Origin of the sequence: Massilia aquatica, assembly GCF_011682045.1 — a bacterium.
In the GTDB taxonomy this organism is placed as follows: domain Bacteria; phylum Pseudomonadota; class Gammaproteobacteria; order Burkholderiales; family Burkholderiaceae_D; genus Telluria_A; species Telluria_A aquatica.
In genome coordinates this window covers 141,746-162,332 of sequence record NZ_VVIW01000012.1, presented here as the reverse complement: position 1 = coordinate 162,332, position 20,587 = coordinate 141,746, and the positions used below count along the sequence as shown (strand labels likewise).

The 20,587-nt window shown below is 62.8% G+C and carries 22 protein-coding genes; 12 read left to right on the top strand and 10 right to left on the bottom strand.

Annotated elements, in window-relative coordinates:
* The first annotated feature begins 27 nt into the window (after positions 1-27).
* From ptsP to F1609_RS20230, 5 genes are all read left to right on the top strand, one after another.
* Complete coding sequence (gene ptsP, locus F1609_RS20250) at positions 28-1,779, top strand: phosphoenolpyruvate--protein phosphotransferase (RefSeq protein ID WP_167078495.1); 1,752 nt, start codon at positions 28-30, stop codon at positions 1,777-1,779.
* A gap of 217 nt (positions 1,780-1,996) precedes the next feature.
* The gene (gene metX, locus F1609_RS20245) at positions 1,997-3,118 is read left to right on the top strand and encodes a homoserine O-succinyltransferase MetX (RefSeq protein WP_229421960.1); all 1,122 of its coding nucleotides are present in this window, start codon (positions 1,997-1,999) and stop codon (positions 3,116-3,118) included.
* On the top strand, positions 3,115-3,747 hold the full coding sequence (metW, locus tag F1609_RS20240; protein ID WP_167078462.1) for a methionine biosynthesis protein MetW: 633 nt from the start codon (positions 3,115-3,117) through the stop codon (positions 3,745-3,747). Before metX ends, metW begins: the two co-directional genes overlap by 4 nt.
* A 93-nt stretch (positions 3,748-3,840) precedes the next feature.
* Positions 3,841-4,767, top strand: a complete 927-nt coding sequence (locus F1609_RS20235; RefSeq protein WP_167078461.1) for a M48 family metallopeptidase — start codon at positions 3,841-3,843, stop codon at positions 4,765-4,767.
* Positions 4,768-5,676: an RluA family pseudouridine synthase gene (locus F1609_RS20230; protein WP_167078460.1), complete on the top strand. Its 909-nt coding sequence runs from the start codon at positions 4,768-4,770 to the stop codon at positions 5,674-5,676.
* A 7-nt stretch (positions 5,677-5,683) separates the two neighbouring features.
* Here F1609_RS20230 and F1609_RS20225 read toward each other — a convergent pair whose 3' ends face one another.
* Positions 5,684-6,454, bottom strand: a complete 771-nt coding sequence (locus tag F1609_RS20225) for an exodeoxyribonuclease III (RefSeq protein ID WP_167078459.1) — start codon at positions 6,452-6,454, stop codon at positions 5,684-5,686.
* Between the two features lie 67 nt (positions 6,455-6,521).
* Here F1609_RS20225 and pyrE point away from each other — a divergent pair, with 67 nt between their 5' ends.
* Positions 6,522-7,184 carry an orotate phosphoribosyltransferase gene (pyrE, locus tag F1609_RS20220; protein ID WP_167078458.1) on the top strand — a complete coding sequence of 221 codons (663 nt, stop codon included), beginning with the start codon at positions 6,522-6,524 and terminating at the stop codon, positions 7,182-7,184.
* 36 nt (positions 7,185-7,220) lie between these two features.
* Here pyrE and F1609_RS20215 read toward each other — a convergent pair whose 3' ends face one another.
* The 9 genes from F1609_RS20215 to gatC all read right to left on the bottom strand — a co-directional run bounded on the left by F1609_RS20215 (position 7,221) and on the right by gatC (position 13,241).
* A complete protein-coding gene (locus F1609_RS20215) occupies positions 7,221-7,604 on the bottom strand; it encodes a hypothetical protein (RefSeq protein WP_167078457.1) in 384 nt (127 codons plus the stop codon).
* On the bottom strand, positions 7,601-7,996 hold the full coding sequence (locus F1609_RS20210; RefSeq protein WP_167078456.1) for a hypothetical protein: 396 nt from the start codon (positions 7,994-7,996) through the stop codon (positions 7,601-7,603). Before F1609_RS20210 ends, F1609_RS20215 begins: the two co-directional genes overlap by 4 nt.
* 48 nt (positions 7,997-8,044) lie before the next feature.
* Positions 8,045-8,500, bottom strand: a complete 456-nt coding sequence (locus F1609_RS20205; protein WP_167078454.1) for a hypothetical protein — start codon at positions 8,498-8,500, stop codon at positions 8,045-8,047.
* 7 nt (positions 8,501-8,507) lie between these two features.
* Positions 8,508-8,891, bottom strand: a complete 384-nt coding sequence (locus F1609_RS20200; RefSeq protein WP_167078452.1) for a hypothetical protein — start codon at positions 8,889-8,891, stop codon at positions 8,508-8,510.
* Positions 8,892-8,969: 78 nt separating this feature from the next.
* Complete coding sequence (locus F1609_RS20195) at positions 8,970-9,512, bottom strand: endonuclease V (RefSeq protein WP_167078450.1); 543 nt, start codon at positions 9,510-9,512, stop codon at positions 8,970-8,972.
* Between the two features lie 7 nt (positions 9,513-9,519).
* Positions 9,520-9,816: a hypothetical protein gene (locus F1609_RS20190; protein WP_196785464.1), complete on the bottom strand. Its 297-nt coding sequence runs from the start codon at positions 9,814-9,816 to the stop codon at positions 9,520-9,522.
* Between the two features lie 65 nt (positions 9,817-9,881).
* Positions 9,882-11,342 carry an Asp-tRNA(Asn)/Glu-tRNA(Gln) amidotransferase subunit GatB gene (gatB, locus tag F1609_RS20185; RefSeq protein WP_167078448.1) on the bottom strand — a complete coding sequence of 487 codons (1,461 nt, stop codon included), beginning with the start codon at positions 11,340-11,342 and terminating at the stop codon, positions 9,882-9,884.
* A gap of 57 nt (positions 11,343-11,399) precedes the next feature.
* Entirely contained in the window at positions 11,400-12,875 is a 1,476-nt protein-coding gene (gatA, locus tag F1609_RS20180; protein ID WP_167078446.1) for an Asp-tRNA(Asn)/Glu-tRNA(Gln) amidotransferase subunit GatA, read from the bottom strand.
* Positions 12,876-12,938: 63 nt separating this feature from the next.
* Entirely contained in the window at positions 12,939-13,241 is a 303-nt protein-coding gene (gene gatC, locus F1609_RS20175; RefSeq protein ID WP_167078444.1) for an Asp-tRNA(Asn)/Glu-tRNA(Gln) amidotransferase subunit GatC, read from the bottom strand.
* A gap of 341 nt (positions 13,242-13,582) precedes the next feature.
* Between gatC and F1609_RS20170 the strand changes: the two genes are divergently transcribed.
* From F1609_RS20170 to F1609_RS20145, 6 genes are all read left to right on the top strand, one after another.
* Complete coding sequence (locus F1609_RS20170; protein WP_126077727.1) at positions 13,583-14,626, top strand: rod shape-determining protein; 1,044 nt, start codon at positions 13,583-13,585, stop codon at positions 14,624-14,626.
* A 211-nt stretch (positions 14,627-14,837) separates the two neighbouring features.
* The gene (gene mreC, locus F1609_RS20165) at positions 14,838-15,908 is read left to right on the top strand and encodes a rod shape-determining protein MreC (protein ID WP_167078443.1); all 1,071 of its coding nucleotides are present in this window, start codon (positions 14,838-14,840) and stop codon (positions 15,906-15,908) included.
* Positions 15,905-16,417: a rod shape-determining protein MreD gene (gene mreD, locus F1609_RS20160; protein WP_166870224.1), complete on the top strand. Its 513-nt coding sequence runs from the start codon at positions 15,905-15,907 to the stop codon at positions 16,415-16,417. Before mreC ends, mreD begins: the two co-directional genes overlap by 4 nt.
* Before the next feature lie 15 nt (positions 16,418-16,432).
* Positions 16,433-18,418, top strand: coding sequence for a penicillin-binding protein 2 (gene mrdA / locus F1609_RS20155; protein ID WP_167078441.1), 1,986 nt, complete (start codon positions 16,433-16,435; stop codon positions 18,416-18,418).
* 5 nt (positions 18,419-18,423) lie between these two features.
* A complete protein-coding gene (gene rodA, locus F1609_RS20150) occupies positions 18,424-19,536 on the top strand; it encodes a rod shape-determining protein RodA (RefSeq protein ID WP_167078439.1) in 1,113 nt (370 codons plus the stop codon).
* Between the two features lie 13 nt (positions 19,537-19,549).
* The gene (locus F1609_RS20145; RefSeq protein ID WP_167078437.1) at positions 19,550-20,566 is read left to right on the top strand and encodes a septal ring lytic transglycosylase RlpA family protein; all 1,017 of its coding nucleotides are present in this window, start codon (positions 19,550-19,552) and stop codon (positions 20,564-20,566) included.
* Positions 20,567-20,587 lie beyond the last annotated feature (21 nt).

Genomic DNA, 20,587 nt, shown 5'->3' with positions numbered 1-20,587 from the left:
GTCGGGCGCACCTCCACCGGCATGTCCATGGCATCGTTCACGCTGCACGGCATTCCCGTCTCGCGCGGGATCTCGATCGGCCGCGCGCACCTGCTCACGCCCGCCGCGCTCGACGTCAAGCATTACCTGGTGGCCGAAGAACACCTCGAAGCGGAGGTCAAGCGCCTGCAGGACGCGCTGGCGGAAGTGCATCGCGGCTTGCAGGCGCTGTGGACCGACCTGCCCAAGGATGCGCCCACCGAATTGGGCGCCTTCATCGACGTGCACGCCCTGATCTTGTCTGACCCGATGATTTCGGAAGCGCCGCTCGACATCATCCGCACCCGCCACTACAACGCCGAGTGGGCGCTGGTGACGCAGATCGACGAACTGTCGGCGCAGTTCGACGAAATCGAAGACCCGTACCTGCGCGAGCGCAAGGCCGATATCCAGCAGGTGGCCGAGCGCGTGCTCAAGGTCCTGATGGGCACCGCCCAACTGGCGCCGGTGCCCTTGACGGACGAAGAATTCCAGCCGCAGATGATCGTCGTCGCGCACGACATCTCGCCGGCCGACATGCTGCAGTTTCGCGACCGCTCGTTCATCGGTTTCGTGACTGACGTGGGCGGGCAGAACTCGCACACGGCGATCGTGGCGCGCAGCCTCGATATTCCGGCGGCGGTGGGCATGTCGCAGGCCTCGCAACTGATCGAGCAGGATGACTGGGTGATCATCGACGGCGACGCCGGCGTGGTGATCTGCAATCCGAGCACGCTGGTGCTGGAGCAGTACCGGGCGCGCCAGGCGGCCATGCTCAAGGCGCGCAAGAAGCTCTCGAAGCTCAAGAAAACCCCGGCCATCACGCGCGACGGCACCACCATTACCTTGCTGGCCAATATCGAGCTGCCGGACGACTGCCCGCACGCGCTCGAGTGCGGGGCCGAAGGCGTGGGCCTGTTCCGCTCCGAGTTCCTGTTCATGGGCCGCAGCGGGCAGGCGCACAAGATTCCGAGCGAGGACGAACAGTTCGAGCAGTACCGCAAGGCGGTGGTGGCGATGAAGGGGCGGCCAGTGACGATTCGCACGCTCGACATCGGCGCCGACAAGCCGCTCGACCAGACCGAGCACACCGCGCTCAATCCGGCGCTGGGCCTGCGCGCGATCCGCTATTGCCTGGCCGAGCCGCAGCTGTTCTTAACGCAGCTGCGCGCGATCCTGCGCGCGTCGGCGTTCGGCAAGGTGCGTTTGCTGATCCCGATGCTGTCGCACGTGTTCGAGATCGATCAGTGCCTGGCGATGGTCGAGCAAGCCAAGGCGCAGCTGCGCGAGGCGGGGCAGAAGTACGATGCGGCGATCGACGTCGGCGCCATGATCGAGATTCCGGCGGCCGCGCTGGCGCTGCCGATGTTCGTCAAGCGCATGAACTTCCTGTCGATCGGGACCAACGACCTGATTCAGTACACCCTGGCGATCGACCGCGTCGATTACGAAGTGGCGCACTTGTACGACCCGCTGCACCCGGCCATTTTGCAGCTGATCGCGATGACCATTTCGGCGGGGAAGAAGGCCGGGATCGATGTGGCGGTGTGCGGCGAAATGGCCGGCGACGTGAAGTTGACGCGCCTGTTGCTGGGCATGGGATTGCGCGAATTCTCGATGCATCCGGCGCAGCTGCTGTCGGTCAAGCAGGAGATCCTCAATTGCGACCTGAGTACGATCACCCCGCAAACGCGCAAGATTTTACGCACCACCGAGCCGCACGCGATTGTGGAGGCGGTGCAGCAGTTACAGGTGATTTAATTGGCTTCTGGTAGCTTGGTCCCTATCGTTGCGATGCAGCTCTCCGTTTTACCTCGAACCTGAAAACCGTCATTCCCGCGAAGGCGGGAACCCATGGCACCTTTGAGCAAAGGTGCTATGGATCCCCGCCTTCGCGGGGAAGACGGCGTTCAGGGCAGTGGCTTTAATCATTCTTTTAAGTCTCATGTCATCCATTGGAATAGTCTCCCCGCAAGCGATGCGCTTTGCCGAACCGCTGCGGTTGCAGGGCGGTGGCGCCCTGGCCGATTACACCCTGGTGTACGAAACCTACGGCACCCTCAACGCCGACAAGTCGAACGCGGTGCTGGTCTGCCACGCCCTGAACGCCTCGCACCACGTGGCCGGCACCTACGAGGGCGACCCGAAAAGCACCGGCTGGTGGAACAGCATGGTCGGACCCGGCAAACCGCTCGACACCGACCGCTTCTTCGTCATTGGCGTGAACAACCTCGGCTCCTGCTTCGGCTCGACCGGTCCGATGCACCTCAATCCGGCCACCAATAAACCCTACGGCGCCTCCTTCCCGGTGGTGACGGTGGAAGACTGGGTCGCCGCCCAGGCGCGCCTGGCCGACGCCCTTGGCATCGCGCAGTTCGCCGCCGTCATGGGCGGCTCGCTCGGCGGCATGCAGGCGCTCGCGTGGAGCATCATGTTCCCCGACCGCCTGCGCCACTGCGTCGTCATCGCCTCCACCCCCAAGCTGTCGGCGCAGAACATCGCCTTCAACGACGTGGCGCGCCAGGCGATCCTGTCGGACCCGGATTATTGTGGCGGCGACTTCTACGCGCACGGCGTGGTGCCGAAAAACGGCCTGCGGGTGGCGCGCATGGTCGGCCACATCACCTACCTCTCGAACGACGACATGGCCGAAAAATTCGGCCGCAAGCTCCGCAACGCGGCCGAGACCAACGCGTACAAATTCGACTTCGGCATCGACTTCGAGATCGAATCCTACCTGCGCTACCAGGGCGACAAGTTCTCGGAGTATTTCGATGCCAATACCTACCTCCTGATCACCAAGGCGCTCGATTATTTTGATCCGGCGCGCGAATTCGGCGGTTCGCTCACGCGCGCGCTGGCCCGTACCACGGCCGACTTCTTCGTCGCCTCGTTCACTACCGACTGGCGCTTTTCGCCCGAGCGCTCGCGCGAGATCGTCGAGGCGCTGGTATGCAACCGGCGCCGCGTGACTTACGCCGAAATCGACGCCCCCCACGGCCACGACGCCTTCCTGCTCGAGGACGAGCGGTACATGAACATGGTGCGCGCTTACTACCAGCGCATCTGGGAAGCCATGCCGGTGAAAGGGCAAGCATGAATTTTGAAGACCTCTCCAGCCTGCGCCCCGATCTGGCGTTCATCGCGCACTGGGTGCCGGAGCAGTCGCACGTGCTCGACGTGGGCTGCGGCGACGGCGCCATGCTGCGTTATCTCCAGAGCGGCAAGGGCTGCACCGGCTATGGCATCGAAATCGCCGACGATTCGCTGCTGGCCAGCGCGCGGCGCGGCATCAACGTGATCCAGCAGGACATGGAAAAAGGCCTCGGCCTGTTTTCTGATAATTCCTTCGACACGGTCCTGTGCCTGTCGTCGCTGCAGATGATGCAGCATGTCGAAGCGCTGCTGCGCGATATCGTGCGGGTCGGCGCCGAAGCGATCGTCTCGTTCCCCAATTTCGCCTACTGGCCGCACCGCATGGCGCTGCTTCGCGGCCGCATGCCGGTCTCCAAGTCGCTGCCGTACCAGTGGTACGACACGCCCAACGTGCGCTGCGCGACCATTTACGATTTCGAGGAACTGGCGGAAGAATGCGGCCTCGAAGTGTTGGAGCGGGTGGCGCTGGCCGATGGCAAGCCGGTTTCGTTCCTGCCCAACCTGCGCGGCAGCCTGGCGGTATTCCGGCTGCGCAAGAAGGTGCGGCCGGCGCAGGCACTCCCGGCGGCATGACATCACGCAGCAAAGCGGCGCGCTTATCGTGTGCGCGTTTCGCCGCTTTCCTGCGATGATGTTGTTATCAAATACACAGCATAGAAACGACACATGAAAAAGATCAGACCAATGTTGCTGGCCGTGGCGCTCAGCCTGTCCAGCGTATCCGGCGTGGCCAGCGCCCAGCCCTTGCCGGCGCCGATCAAAACCGAGGCCTCGGGCAAGAGCGCGGCGTCGGTGCAGGATGGCATCCAGGTGCGCAAGATGCCGGCCTACCGCAAGCTGGCCTCGGCCGAGCGCATGAACGAGGAAGCGGCGCAGCAGTACACGCAACTGATGGGCCAGGCCCAGCAGAAGGGCGCGCTGGTGCCGGACGACCATCCGCAGGTGATTCGCCTGCGCGGCATCGCCAAGCGCATCATTCCCTACGCCACGCGCTGGAATCCGGAAGCGGCCAGGTGGAACTGGCAGGTCAACCTGCTCTCGTCCGACCAGGTCAATGCGTTTTGCATGCCGGGCGGGCGGATTGCGTTTTTCAGCGGCATCCTCACCAAGCTGAACCTGACCGACGATGAAGTGGCGGCCATCATGGGCCACGAAATCTCGCACGCGCTGCGCGAACACGGGCGCGGACAGACGGTCAAGTCGACCGCGACCAACGTGGGCGCGCGCCTGGGCGGCGCCATCATCGCTTCCGTGTTCGGGCTCGACCCGGGCACGACCGACACCGTGGCCCAGTATGGCGCGCAGTTCGCCTCGCTCAAATTTTCGCGCGACGATGAACGCGAGGCCGACCTGATCGGCCTGGATCTGGCCGCGCGCGCCGGTTTCGATCCGCGTGCCGGCATTATCCTGTGGCAAAAAATGGCGGCGCAAAACAATGGCGCGCCGCCGGCCTGGCTCTCGACCCACCCGGGCGGCAAGGAACGCATCCGCCAGATGCAGGCGCACATGAACGTGCTGTTGCCGCTGTACGCGCGCAGCCAGAACACGCCGGTGGCGCAGCTGCCGCCGTACCGCACCACCGCAATGCAATAAATGGGACGCCAGGCCGACGCCAACGCGCACGTTCCGCTGCCCATCCGCGATGGCGTGGCGCCCAGTTATTTGTGGCTCGACCACAATCCGGCCGATGGCGCGCTGGCCTTCCTGACGCGCCATTTTGCCGATGTGGACGAGGTGGTCTGGCGCGACCGTATGGTGCGCGGCGAGGTGGTCGACGCCGCTGGCGCCGTGCTCGGGCCCGACAGCATGCTCAAGCGTGGCATGCGCATCTGGTATTACCGCGAGCTCGAGGCCGAGACGCCCATTCCTTTCGAGGAACAGATCCTGTTTCGCGACGACCATCTGCTGGTGGTCGACAAGCCGCATTTCCTGCCGATGACGCCCGGTGGACGCTTCCTGCACGAAACCTTGCTGGTGCGCCTGAAAAACAAAACGGGGCTGACCCAGCTCACCCCGATTCACCGGCTCGACCGCGAAACGGCCGGGGTGGTGATTTTTTCGCACCAGGAAGCCACCCGCGGCGCCTACCAGTCGCTGTTCCAGAAGCGCAGCGTGCACAAGGAGTACGAAGCGCTGGCCGCACCCTTGCCGTGGTTGACGTTTCCGCTGGTGCACCGCAGCCGCATGGTGGAGGGGGAGCCGTTCTTCCGCATGCAGGAAGTGGAGGGCGAGCCGAATTCGGAGAGCGTGGTCGATGTCATCGGAGCCCGGGGTGATGCCATGCTGTACCGCTTGCAGCCGCATACGGGCCGCAAGCATCAGTTGCGGGTGCACATGGCCGCGCTGGGCGCGCCGATCATGAACGACGCGTTTTACCCCGAGGCGCTGCCGTGCAAGGGCGACGATTTTGCCAACCCGCTCAAGCTGCTGGCACGCGCAATCGGCTTCGACGATCCCTTGACGGGCCGGGCGCGCCGCTTCGAGAGCGAGCGCATCCTGTAGCTTGCCTTTAGAGGCGGTAATCGATGATCAGCGGGGCGTGATCCGAAAAGCGCTCATCCTTGTAAATGAACACTTCCTTGGCCCGCGCCGCGATGCCGGGCGTTGCCACGTGATAATCAATACGCCAGCCGACATTCTTGGCGTAGGCCTGGCCGCGGTTGCTCCACCAGGTGTATTGCTCGGGACGCTTGTCGATGCCGCGATGCACGTCGACAAAACCGACTTCATCGAAAATCCGTGTCAGCCAGGCGCGTTCTTCCGGCAGGAAGCCCGAATTCTTCTTGTTGCCTTTAAAGTTCTTCAGGTCGATCTCGTTGTGGGCGATGTTCCAGTCGCCGCAGATGACCACTTCGCGGCCTTCGGCGCGCAATTCCAGCAGGTGCGGCAAGAATAGTTCCATGAAACGGAACTTGGCTTCCTGGCGTTCCGGCGAAGAAGAACCGGACGGGCAATAGACCGAAATGATGGTCAGGTTGCCGAAATCGGCGCGCACGTAGCGGCCTTCGGCATCGAATTCGGGGCTGCCGAAACCGATGCGCACGGCATCTGGCGCCACCTTGCTGTAGATGCCGGTGCCGGAGTAGCCCTTTTTCTCGGCGTAATGGAAATGGCCGTGATAACCACCCGGCATCAGGAATTCCTCGGTCATGTCGGGCAACTGCGCCTTGAGCTCCTGGACGCAGACGAAATCGGCGGTCTGGTTCGCCATCCAGTTGAAAAAGCCTTTCTTGTGGGCGGAGCGGATCCCGTTCAGGTTCGCGGAAATAATTTTTGGCATGGTTCCAGGGGGTGAGGAGGGTGGCGTAAAATAGCGCCACTTTTCTATATGAACAAATGAGGTCGTCGTGAATAATTTGCGCCAACAGTTTATCGCGTTTTCGGTGTCGGCGGGCGTGTTGCGCTTCGGCGAGTTCACCACCAAGGCTGGCCGCCTGTCGCCGTATTTCTTCAATGCCGGCCTGTTCCATGACGGCGCCACCCTGGCCCAGCTGGCCCAGTTCTACGCCCAGACCCTGATCGACTCGGGCATCGAGTTCGACATGCTGTTCGGACCGGCCTACAAGGGCATCACCCTGGCGTCGGCCACGGCGGTGGCGCTGGCGGGCAAGGGGCACAACACTTCATTCGCCTACAACCGCAAGGAAGCCAAGGACCATGGCGAAGGCGGCACCATCGTCGGCGCCAAGCTGGCGGGCAAGGTCGTGATTATCGACGACGTGATTTCGGCCGGCACCTCGGTGCGCGAATCGGTCGATATGATCCGCGCCGCCGGCGCCGAGCCGTGCGCCGTGCTGATCGCGCTCGACCGCATGGAGCGCTCGGGCGCGGATGGCGCATTGTCGCCGAGTTCGGCGGTGCAGCAGGTCAGCCAGGAGTTCAATATTCCGGTGGTGTCGATCGGGAATCTGGAAGATTTGTTCACTTACCTGAACGCGGCAGGGGCCGATCCGGAGATGGCGCAGTACAAGGATGCGGTGGCGGCGTACCGGACGCGCTACGGGGTGTAAGGCGGCGGGCGCTGCGCGGCGGGTCCGGGTAGCGGGTCAGCCCGGCTCGGTTGTGCGCCGGCGCGCCGTGAACAGGTATCCTTGATCGATGGTGTGCTGAAAATAGGTACCGCGGCGCATACGCTTGACTTCATGGTCGGCTTCGTATTGATCGAGCAGGTCGAGAAGATCGGGATTGTCCGGCGCGACGGTCGCAATACGCATGATCTTGCGCTCGGCAATGGGAAAGGTTTTGTAGAGCTGTTTTGCGATGAATTCGATGGCGCCTGCAATGTCGTATTCGATCCATTCCGCAGAGACGACCAGATCCCAGGAGTCCACCATACGGTACTCTTTCAATACCGCGAACAGGATGAATGGGCCTTTTTGCCGCGCAATGCTTTCTTCCAGAGTCAGTAGTTTGTCTGTGAACGTGTTCATAGGTTGCTCACCAAGTGCGATGCGGCCGCCAGCATTTTTCTGGCATGATCCGCGTTGAGGGTGGCGGGACGGCGATAGCGGTCGTCCGGCGACCATGTCATTACGTCTGACCACGCGTGGACGTATTTGGTTCCCAAGACTTCGGTTAAACCTGCCAGAAACGCGAGTAGTTTCAGGTCATGAATCTTGAAGGAGTGGAGTCCATTGAATTCTGACCGTGTTTCCGGAAATCCCTCCCAGTTGAGTACCACGCAAATTTTTCTTTTGAACGTCAGCTCTACCGCGTAGCCGCTGAGATAAACGGAGCCGGAATATTCCTTGGCAATGAAAAGTGCTGTTGCCTCGCGCAGACGCGTTACCGACAGTTCGTGGAGCTCGGTTACAGAAAGCATGTCGTGCTCCGTGTGGGCGGTGAGGGATTTGCCGGGATGTACTGCATGCTACGTGCGGCGAAAGTCTTTAACCAGGTTGATTGGCAGTATCCCGGCATGAGTTCGGCGACGTTGCCACTTCCCACCGTTTGCAGGTAAAAATATAGCCGCGTTCGAACTCCTCATCGACATAGCGTTTTTTCTTATTTTCACACGGCCGTGTTCGACGTCGTACGCTTCCAGAAGATCCTCCAGCGCGTCGTCATCCGTGTCGACGATTGCTACCCTGGCGATGAGGACACGCTCCGAGTCGTCGCACACCGCATAGTATTTGCCGACGATGTAGTCGATTGCGTCCGGATGTCCGTCTCCATCTGACCAACTTGACGACACGATGAGAATCCAGGATTCAGTCGGCGACGATCGTTTAAACAACCCAAAAAAAGTCAGTTTGCCTTTTTCCGCAGATATTTCGCCTTCGATGATGGCTAGTTTGTCCAGCAAGTCGTCCAGTTTTTCGCTCATAAATTCCTCACAAGAACGATGCTGAGGCTACCTTTGCGCGCGCTATCTTTTCAGTGGCAAAACCTGATGGGCGATAGCGGTCCTCTGCCGGCCACTCAGAAATATTGGACCAGTAGCCATCATATTTAGTTCGGACTTTTCTTTGAAGACAGGTCAAGTCGAGCAGTGTTTCCAGATGGTGAGTGCGAAGTGACGTATATTTCTCGAACTCCTTGCGCGTATCGGGATATCCATTCCAATCCAAATGGACGCAAATCCGTGCTTTCAGGATCAGCTCGACGGCGTAACCGCTAAGGTAGGATGATCTGTCGAATTGTCGTGCGATAAGGAGGGCGGTGGCCTCGTGCGGACGAGAGCGGGCGAGATCTTCAAGATCTGCGATGGTAAGCATGATGGGCGATTGTCAGGATAGCGATCATCCAGTCTGACCGCGAAAACCAAACGCTTGTTTGCGCGCCCTCAAACGCGTTCAGCTCTGAGGTAAATCCTGCGCAATGCCGGCCGCGCCCGCCAGTGCCTGCTCGCGGCAGAGGCGGTCCACCGTTTTCAGCAGCACCGGCATGCGGTGCGGCCCGTGCATGGCGGCGATGTGTTCCCTGGCCTCGGCCAGTTCCAGCCCGATGCAGGTGATGAACAGCGCCTTGATGCTGTCGCCGCGCAGCAGTTTGTAGTCGTCTTTGATGCCGGCATATGCGGTTTTTGCCACGCCGATGACCTTGGCCTTGCCGCCCAGCGCATCGTACAGATGCTTGCCCAGTCCCGCCTGGGAATGCCCGTCGAGAAACACGAAGCCGTCGATGACGATGGTCTCGGGAAGCTGGTCGAGTTCATCGAGCAGCGCGAGGATGCATGGCAATTCGCGTTTGTAGAATTCCCCGGGAACATATTCACCGACGCCCGGCTGCTTTTTGCTGACCGCCGCCACCGGCGCCACGTCATCCCAGCGCTCGAACAGCAACCCTGCGGCATAGCCACAGTCGTCGTCATATTGCACGTCCACGGCAAGGATCATCTGTCTGTCATCCCTGCTTGTCCCGTTTGCCGCAGCGATGTATCGAGCCACAATTCATACCACGCCAGGAAAGCGATGCGTCCGCTTTGCCCGAATGCGGTGTCCGGATGGATGCCGCCATCGCAGCAATGGTTATCCATCCAGATATGGCATGGCGCTCGAACTCGCTGACCTCGGCCGGCGTCTTGACCGGGGCCAGCAGGTACTCGTGGGTGGCGGCGCCAAACAGGGCCAGCTGCGGGTCGGCCAGCCTGAGCGCTTCGAGCTTGGCGTGGATGCGTGCAATGGACGGATGGATGGTCATGGCCGGGGAGGGGAGTGCGGGAACAACGCCATCCCCACGCACTGGCGGAGATGGCGTCAGGCTGCTTACGCTGCCAGTTTCTTCTTGAGCATCTCGGTCAGCTCGGCCGGGTTGGCCTTGCCTTTGGACGCCTTCATGGCCTGGCCGATCAGCGCGTTGATGGCCGCTTCCTTGCCGGCGCGGTATTGCTCGACCGATTTGGCGTTGGCCGCCAGCACGTCGTCGACGATCTTTTCCAGCGCGCCGCTGTCGGAGATGGTCACCAGGTCTTTTTCCTTGATGACCACGTCGGCGATGTGTTCATCGGTCGATTTGGCATCCCACATGCCGGCGAACACTTCCTTGGCGGACTTGTTGGAAATCGTGCCGTCGGCGATGCGCTTGATCATCACTGCCAGTTGCGACGCTTCCACCGGCGAATCGGCGATGTCGACGTTTTCGCGGTTCAGGGTCGACGCCACGTCGCCCATCAGCCAGTTGGCTACGGTCTTGGCTTGCTCTTTGCCGGTCCTGGCGACCACGGCTTCAAAGTACGACGCCATTGCTTTCGACGAGGTCAGGAACAGGCTGTCGTATTCCGGCAGGCCATAGTCGCCGGCAAAGCGGGCGCGCATGGCCGCCGGCAGTTCCGGCATGTCGGCCTTGACGCGCGCGATCCACTCGTCGGAAATGAGCAGCGGCGGCAAGTCCGGGTCGGGGAAGTAGCGGTAATCCTGGGCGTCTTCCTTGATGCGCATCAAACGCGTTTCTTTCTTGTCAGGATCCCACAGGCGCGTGGCTTGCTGCACTTTGCCGCCATCTTCGATCAGGTCGATCTGGCGCCGCACTTCGTACGCAATCGCTTCTTCCATGAACCGGAAGGAGTTCAGGTTCTTGATCTCGCAGCGGGTGCCCAGTTCGGTCGTGCCAGCCGGACGCACCGAGACGTTGACGTCGCAGCGGAACGAGCCTTCCTGCATGTTGCCATCACACACACCCAGCCACACGACCAGGGTGTGCAGCGCCTTGGCGTAGGCCACCGCTTCGGCCGCGCTGCGCATTTCCGGCTCCGACACGATTTCCAGCAGCGGCGTACCGGCGCGGTTCAGGTCGATGCCGGTCATGCCGGCGTAGTCTTCGTGCAGCGACTTGCCGGCGTCTTCTTCCAGGTGGGCGCGCGTCAGGTTGACGGTCTTGGTCTGGAACTGGCCATCTTTTTCGAAGCCGAAGGTGATCTTGCCGCCGATAACGACCGGATCGGCGAACTGGCTGATCTGGTAACCCTTCGGCAAGTCCGGATAAAAGTAGTTCTTGCGCGCAAACACCGATTCATGCGCGACCTTGGCGTCCACCGCCAGGCCGAAGCGGATCGCGCGTTCCACCGCACCGCGGTTCATCACCGGCAATACGCCCGGCAGCGCCAGGTCGACCGGGCTGGCCTGGGTGTTCGGCTCGGCGCCGAACTGGATCGAACTGCCGCTGAAAATCTTGGAGTTGGTCGTGAGCTGCACGTGGTTCTCAAGACCGATGACGACTTCCCATTGCATAGTGTTCTCTTTTCTTGTCAGGTTGCCGGTGCGCACCTTGTGCGCACCCGGCGAAAATCAGATGCCGGCCGGCGCGCGGGTGTGCCAGTCGGTCGCCAGTTGGTACTGGTGGGCAATATTGAGCAGCTTGGCTTCGGCAAAGTAATTGCCGATGATTTGCAGGCCCACCGGGCGCTTGCTGTTTTTCTCGCCCTGGCCGAAGCCGCACGGCACCGACATGCCCGGCAAACCGGCCAGGCTGGTCGACAGGGTAAAGATGTCGGCCAGGTAGTTGGCCACCGGATCGTTGGTCTTGTCGCCCAGGTCCCAGGCCACGCTCGGCGCGACCGGTCCCATGATCACGTCGCAGGTGTTGCCCAGCGCGGCCTGGAAGTCGTCGGCGATCAGGCGCCGGATCTTCTGGGCTTGCAGGTAGTAGGCGTCGTAGTAGCCGTGGCACAGTACATACGTGCCGACCAGGATGCGGCGCTGCACTTCCGGGCCAAAGCCTTCGGCGCGCGATTTGCGGTACATGTCTTCCAGGTCCTTGTACTCGCTGGCGCGATGGCCGTAGCGCACGCCGTCGAAGCGCGACAGGTTGGACGACGCTTCGGCCGGGGCGATGACGTAGTAAACAGGGATCGAGAGCGACGTTTTCGGCAGCGAAATGTCAACCAGGGTCGCGCCCAGTTTTACAAACTCATCGAGCGCGGCGCGCACGGCTTGCTCCACGTCAGCCGCCAGGCCTTCGCCGAAATATTCTTTTGGCAAGCCGATGCGTAAACCTGTGAGCGGCGCCTTCAGGTCGCGCGTGAAGTCTTCGCGCACATTGCCCTGTTCGGCCGTCAGGCTGGTGGCGTCGCGCGGATCGAAACCGACCATTTCATTGAGCAGCATCGCGCAGTCTTCGGCGGTCTGGGCGATCGGGCCGCCCTGGTCGAGCGAGGAGGCGAACGCGATCATGCCGAAGCGCGACACGCGGCCATAGGTCGGCTTGATGCCGGTCACGCCGCAAAACGCGGCCGGCTGGCGGATCGAGCCGCCGGTGTCGGTGGCGGTGGCGGCCGGCGCCAGGCGCGCAGCGATCGCCGCGGCCGAGCCGCCCGAGGAGCCACCCGGCACGGCCAGGGTGTCCCAAGGATTTTTCACGGCGCCGAAGGCCGAGTTTTCGTTGGACGAACCCATGGCGAATTCGTCGCAATTGAGTTTGCCCAGGGTGACCATGCCGGCGCGCTTGAATTTGTCGACCACGGTGGCGTCGAACGGGCTGACATAATTGGACAGCATCTTCGAGCCGGCGGTCGAACGCCAGCCCTTGGTGACGAAAATATCCTTGTGCGCGATCGGAATGCCGGTCAGCGGGCCGGCATTGCCGGAGGCCAGGCGCAGGTCGGCGGCCTTGGCTTGTTCGAGCGACAAGGCTTCATCGACTTGCAGGAAGGCGTTCAGCTCGCTCGCTTTGGCGCGTTGCAGGAAGTGGGTGGTCAGCTCAAGGGCTGAAATCTGCTTCGCGTGCAGGAGCGCGGACAGCTGTTGAATGGTTTTAGTATGCATGGCGGATGCTCGTGACGTAATTTCGGGTAGCCCGATGGGGCGCGTAAGGAGGGCGGGGCGACCTTATTCGATCACTTTCGGCACCAGGTACAAGCCGTCCTGGGTCTTCGGCGCCGGCGCCTGGTAGGCTTCGCGCGCGTTTTCCTCGGTAACGACATCGTCGCGCAGGCGCAGCGGCAGCTTGCCGAGGATCGCCGCCAGCGGGTGCGAGAGCGGCTCCACGCCGGTCGTGTCGACGTCTTTCATCTGCTCGGCCAGGGCGAAAATGCCGTTCAATTCCACCAGGGCGGTCTCGGCGTGGGCCTCGTCCATCTCGAGCTTGGACAGATAGGCAATGCGATTTACATCTGATAGTGTCAGGGACATGGAATGTGCGCGGCGCGGGCCGCGTTCAAAAAGTGTGGACGAATAAAGTGCGGACGAATAGTGAAGTTTCGATAACAGAGCGCTAAAGCCGATAAAAGCTTCCTAAAGGCCCTGATCTCACAGGGGGAATACGCGCGCAAAACACCGGTTTTTCAGCGATTAACGCGCAAATTATAAGGTAGAATGGCGGGCTAATGCGTTGTCGGCGCCGAATAGGAGTGGCCGCAGCATGCAAACAGCCGTGCCGGTGCGGGAAGTCAGCGCGCGGCGGCTGTCTATTTCGTAGCGTTTCTCTACTCATTTTAATGCTTACGCGCAGCCGGTTGCGCATCAGGACACTCATGTTTGGTTTTTTACGCAGCTACTTTTCCAGCGATCTGGCCATTGACCTCGGTACGGCGAACACCCTGATTTATGTACGTGGACAAGGCATCGTCCTGGATGAACCTTCCGTCGTTGCGATCCGCCAGGAAGGCGGCCCGAACGGCAAAAAGACGATCCAGGCAGTCGGCAAACAGGCAAAACAGATGCTCGGCAAAGTGCCGGGCAATATCGAGGCGATCCGCCCGATGAAAGACGGCGTGATCGCCGACTTCACCGTCACCGAACAGATGCTCAAGCAGTTCATCCGCATGGTGCACGACTCCAAGGTGTTCCGTCCTTCCCCGCGCATCATCATCTGCGTTCCCTGCGGTTCGACCCAGGTCGAGCGCCGCGCGATCCGCGAGTCGGCCCTCGGCGCCGGCGCTTCCCAGGTCTACCTGATCGAAGAACCGATGGCAGCGGCCATCGGCGCCGGCCTGCCGGTGTCGGAAGCGACCGGCTCGATGGTGGTCGACATCGGCGGCGGCACCACCGAAGTGGGCATCATCTCGCTCGGCGGCATGGTCTACAAGGGCTCGGTGCGGGTCGGCGGCGACAAGTTCGACGAAGCCATCGTCAACTACATCCGCCGCAACTACGGCATGCTGATCGGCGAGCAGACCGCCGAAGCGATCAAGAAGGCCATCGGTTCGGCCTTCCCCGGTTCGGAAGTAAAGGAAATGGAAGTCAAGGGCCGCAACCTGTCCGAAGGCATCCCGCGTTCGTTTACCATTTCGTCCAACGAGATCCTCGAAGCGCTGACCGACCCGCTCAATAACATCGTCTCGGCCGTCAAGAACGCGCTCGAGCAGACCCCGCCGGAACTCGGTGCCGACATCGCCGAAAAAGGCATGATGCTCACCGGCGGCGGCGCGCTGCTGCGCGACCTCGATCGCCTGCTGATGGAAGAAACCGGCCTGCCGGTGCTGGTCGCCGAAGATCCGCTCACCTGCGTGGTGCGCGGTTCCGGCATGGCGCTCGAGCGGATGGACAAGCTGGGCTCGATCTTCTCGTACGAATAAAAGCGGGCAGGCCGCTGCGCTTCGCGCGCGCGGCGTTGTGCCGGCTTGCACTGCCGGCGTGGCCGGCGTACCGTTCAGATCTTCGGCTTGCAATGCGTTGGGATACCAGGGACAGACCCAGTTGAACAATGCATGCAAGCCGGAGGTCTGACCCTGATGCCGCATCACCCGGATGTGCCGCGCTTAGCTTTCGTCCCGCTTATTGGATTTCATGGAATACAGTCCTCCGCCACTCTTCAAGCAAGGCGCCCCAGCCCGGGTCAAGGTGACGGTTTTTGCGTTTATTTCGATCGTCTTGCTGATGATCGACGCCCGCGTCCAGATGTTGTCCTCGGTGCGCCAGGTGGCCGGCACCGTGCTCTATCCCTTGCAGATGGCAGCCCTGATGCCGCGCGACGCGCTGGCGAACATGGGCGGCTATTTCTCTTCCGTTTCCTCGCTCAAGCAGGAAGTGCGCGACCTCAAGATCGAGCAGGTCGCGGTGGCCGAAAAACTCCAGCAAGCCCAGCTCCAGAGCGCCGAAAACGCGCAGTTGCGCAAACTCATGGGCGCGCGCGAGCATGTGCCGGTCAAGACCATGCTTGGCGAAATCCTGTACGACGCGCGCGACAGCTCGACCCGCAAGGTCGTGCTCGACCGCGGCAGCCAGCACGGCGCCGCGCTCGGCCAGCCGGTCATCGATAACGCCGGCGTGGTCGGCCAGGTCACGCGCGTGTTCCCCTTCACCTCCGAAGTCACGCTGCTGACCGACCGCGAGCAGGCCATTCCGGTGCAGGTGCTGCGCAACGGCCTGCGCAGCGTCGCTTACGGGCGCGGCCAGTCCGGCACGCTCGACCTGCGCTTCGTCGCGCCCAACGCCGACATCCAGGTCGGCGACGTCCTGATCACCTCGGGCCTGGACGGCGTGTACCCGGCCGGCCTGGCCGTGGCCAAGGTCAGCAAGGTCGAAAACAGCGGCGCCGGCGCCTTTGGCGGCGTGGTGTGCCAGCCGCTGGCCGGCATCGACCGCAACCGCCATCTGCTGATCCTGACCACGCTGCCGGAAGTGCCGCAGCGCCCGGCCGAAGAGCCGCCCGTGCCAGCCAGGAAGAACCTGCAAAAAATGGCCCCGATCAAAGAGGGCGCCGTGCCGATTGCCAGCGCCGCTACCGCCGCCGCCGCCGGCAAGGCGCCGGCCGCCGCCGGCAAGGCGCCTGCCACGCCAGTGCGCGCGCCGGCCGCCACGGCTGCGCCGGCAGCAGCGGCACCAGCAGCGCCCGCACCCAAGGATACCAACCGATGAATCGCCCGCATTACATCCTGCTGCCGGTCAGCCCGCTGTTCATTACGTTCAGCCTGACCTGCGCCTTCATGCTCAACCTGCTGCCCTGGGGGCACTGGATGGGCGCCCCCGACTTCGTGGCGCTGGTGCTGGTCTTCTGGGGCATCCACCAGCCGCGCAAGGTCGGCATCGGCGTGGCGTTTTTCATGGGCCTGCTGATGGACGTGCACGAAGCGACCCTGCTCGGCGAAAACGCGCTGGCCTATACCTTGCTCTCCTACCTCGCCATCATGATCCACCGGCGCGTGCTGTGGTTCCCGGTGCTGACCCAGGCGCTGCACGTGTTTCCGCTGCTGTTGGCCACCCAGGCGATCCAGGTGGTGGTGCGGGTGATCGTGTCGGGCAAATTTCCCGGCTGGATGTACTTCATCGAAAGCGTGGTGGCCATCGCCCTGTGGCCCGTGATTACCTGGATGCTGCTGGCGCCCCAGCGGCGCGCCGTCGACCGTGACCACACGCGCCCGATCTGATGGGGTGGGTGCGTCATGACTGAATTAACCAATAACGACCGCGAAATCCACCTGTTTCGCCTGCGCGTGGTGGCGCTGGTCGCACTTGTCTTCATCTGTTTCGGCGCGCTTGTTGCGCGCCTGGTGTTTTTGCAGGTGGTCAAGCACGACGGCTTTGCCGAAAAAGCCGAAGACAACCGCATCGCCATCGTGCCGATCGTGCCCAACCGCGGCCTGATCGTCGACCGCAAGGGCGTGGTCCTGGCGCGCAACTACTCGGCCTACACGCTCGAAATCACCCAGTCCAAGCTGCGCAACACGCTCGACTCGGTGATCGACGAGCTGTCCACCCTGATCGAGATCGAGCCGAAAGACCGCAAGCGCTTCAAGTCGCTGCTGGCCGAGTCGAAGAACTTCGAGAGCGTGCCGCTGCGCACCCGCCTGACCGACGACGAAGTGGCGCGTTTCGCCGCCCAGCGCTTCCGCTTTCCCGGCGTCGAGGTGCAGGCGCGCCTGTTCCGCCAGTATCCGCTGGGCGAAACCGCCTCGCACGTGATCGGCTACATCGGCCGCATCAACCAGAAAGAAGCCAAGGAGCTCGAAGAGCGGCCCGACAGCGCGAATTACAACGGCACCGACCATATCGGCAAGGAAGGCCTGGAAAAGAGCTACGAAGCGCAGCTGCACGGACGCACCGGCTACCAGAAGATCATCCGCACCGCCAGCGGGCGCGCGGTCAGCATCCTGTCGCGCACCGAAGCGACCGCAGGCAGCAACCTGATCCTGTCGATCGACATCGAACTGCAAAAGATCATCGAAGAAGCCTTCGGCGAGTACCGCGGCGCGCTGGTCGCCATCGAACCGGAGACCGGCGACATCCTGGCCTACGTGTCGCGCCCCGGGTTCGACCCGAACCTGTTCGTCGACGGCATCGACTCGCAGAGCTGGAACGAACTCAATACCTCGCTCGACCGTCCGCTGATGAACCGCCCGCTGCAAGGCACCTATCCGCCCGGATCGACCTTCAAACCGTTCATGGCGCTGGCCGCGCTGGAGCTGGGCAAGCGCACCCAGAACCACACGATCTCGGACGCCGGTTATTTCACCCTGGGCGGGCACACCTGGAGGGATGACAAGGTGGGCGGGCACGGCATGGTCAGCCTGACCGATTCGATCATCGTCTCGTGCAATACCTATTACTACCAGCTCGGCAACGACCTTGGCATCGACATGATCCACGACTTCATGAAGCCGTTCGGCTTCGGCCAGAAGACCGGGATCGACCTGGAAAACGAAAAGATCGGGGTGCTGCCGTCGAAAGACTGGAAGCGCAACCGCTTCGCCAAAAACAAGCCGATGCAGACCTGGGTCGGCGGCGACACCGTCAACATCGCCATCGGCCAGGGCTTCAACAGCTACACCATGCTGCAGCTGTCGCACGCAGTGGCCACCCTGGCCAACAACGGCGTGGTGATGAAGCCGCACCTGGTCAAGATCGTCGAAGACAGCATCACGCGCGCGCGCACCCTGACGGTGCCGAAGGAAAGCGCGCGCATCCCGCTGCGCCAGGAGAACATCGACTTCATCAAGCGCGCCATGGTCGGGGTATCCGAACGCGGCACCGGCAAGACCGTGTTCGCCAACGCCGGCTACGTTTCGGCCGGCAAGACCGGCACCTCGCAGGCGGTGGGCCTGCGCCGCGGCGAAAAGTACAACGCCAAGAACGTCAACGAGCGCCTGCGCGACAATTCGCTGTACATCACCTTCGCGCCGGCCGACAAGCCGCGCATCGCGGTGGCGCTGATCGTCGAAAACGCCGGCTTCGGCGCCGCCGTGGCGGCCCCGATCGCGCGCAAGGCGCTCGACTACTACCTGCTCGGCAAGCGCCCGGCCGGCAAGGACGGCGCCAAGGTGCCCAAGGAAGACGCGGAACTGCTGCCGCTGGAAGAACTCAAGACCGACACGGCCACCGACATGCCATACAAGCCGGGCGCCGAAACGCCGGCGCCGAAGGAGGACTGACAGCCATGCGCATCAACGAACGGCGCTCGCTGTGGCGGCGCGCCAAACCCTATCTGCTGGTGTTCGACGCGCCGCTGGCGATGATCATCTTCCTGTTGCTCGGCACCAGCCTGATCACCATGTACTCGGCCGGCGCCGACTTCCCCGGCCGCGTCGAAGGCCAGTTGCGCAACATGATGATCGCCTTCGTGGTCATGTGGCTGGCGGCCCAGGTGCCGCCGCAGACCCTGATGCGCCTGGCCGTGCCCATCTACACGGTCGGCGTGACCCTGCTGATCGCGGTATTCATGTTCGGCATCATCAAGAAGGGCGCGCGCCGCTGGCTGCACATTGGCTTCGACATCCAGCCCTCCGAGATCATGAAAATCGCCATGCCGCTGATGCTGGCCTGGTACTTCCACCAGAAGGCGGGCCTGGTGCGCTGGCATTCCTTCCTGATCGCCACCGTGCTGCTGGCCGTGCCGGTCGGCCTGATCCAGCTGCAGCCCGACCTGGGCACCTCGCTGCTGGTGCTGGCCTCGGGTTTTTACGTGATCTTCCTGGCCGGCCTGTCGTGGAAGGCCTTGCTCGGCCTGTTCGTGGCCGGCGCCGCCAGCCTGCCGGTGGCCTGGTCGCTGATGCACGACTACCAGCGCGAACGGGTGATCACCCTGATCGACCCGTACGCCGACCCGCTGGGCAAGGGCTTCCACATCATCCAGTCGACCATTGCGATCGGCTCGGGCGGGGTCAGTGGCAAGGGCTGGATGAAGGGTACCCAGACCCACCTCGAATTCATCCCCGAACGCACCACCGACTTCATTTTTTCGGTGTTCTCCGAAGAGTTCGGGCTGATCGGCTTTCTCGGCCTGCTGCTGCTGTACCTGCTGCTGATCGGGCGCGGCCTGATGATCGCGGCCAATGCACCGACCTTGTTCGCGCGTTTGCTGGCCGGCGCCATCACCATGATCTTCTTTACCTACGCCTTTGTGAACATGAGCATGGTCAGCGGCATCCTGCCGGTGGTGGGCGTGCCGCTGCCGTTCATGAGCTATGGCGGGACCGCTTTTGTGACCCTCGGACTCGGGGCAGGTATACTGATGAGTATCCAGCGGCATCGCAAGCTGGTGCAAACCTGATCACGGAGTCACCATGGCGGTATCAAAAACGCTACCCACTTCCAGTGCGCTCTGCGCACTGGCCTTTTTTCTGACCGCCTGCGGCACCGATTCGGAAGGCCACCGGCGCATCTTGCCGTTCCCGTCGCCGGGCGCCAAGCCGGCCAAGCATGGCGAGCTGCCGACCCTGCCGCGCGCCGGTTCCGGGCGCGGCGGCTACTACCAGGACGATGGTCCCGGCGAGAATCCGCCGCCCAACCTGTTCGACGTGCCCGACGCCGTGGTCAAGGCCGAACCGTACGCGCGCTACGCCAACCGTCCCTACGTCGTGTTCGGCAAGACCTATACCCCGATGTTGAGCGAGCAGCCCTTCAAGCAGCGCGGCGTGGGCAGCTGGTACGGCAAAAAATTTCACGGCCAGAAAACCTCGTCGGGGGAACTGTACGATATGTACAAGATGACGGCGGCCCATCCGACCCTGCCGATTCCTTCGTACGCGCGCATCACCAGCCTCGATAGCGGCAAGCAGGTGGTGGTGCGCATCAACGACCGCGGGCCGTTCCATTCGAGCCGGGTGGTCGACGTGTCGTATACGGCCGCGCTCAAACTGGGCTTGCTCGGCAAGGGCAGTCACATGGTGGAAATCGAAAGGCTGCTGCCCAATGCGCAGGAGCGCATCGCCACCATCCGGCGCCTGGCACCCGAGCCGGACGGGGAAGTGAGCACGATGGCGGTGGACATGCCGCCGCCCGGTGAAAGCAGCGCGCTGACCCTGACCGCGCCGGCACCCGTGCCGGTAGCGGCCCAGACGACGGCGGCGCAGGGCGGCTTCTATCTGCAGCTGGGGGCCTTCAGCCGCGCCGACAAGGCGGCCGACGTGCGCGCGCAGATCGCGGCCACGGGCGGCGCGCTCTCGGGTGTCGAAGTGGTGCAGGGCGGCGCGCTGCACCGCTTGTTCAGCGGCCCCTTCCCGAGCCGCGACGACGCCATGCAGGCGCTGCGCGAGCTGCCGTCGACCCTGCGTCTCAAACCGATCGTCGTACAGCGCTGATCCGGCCGGGCAGCGGCGGCC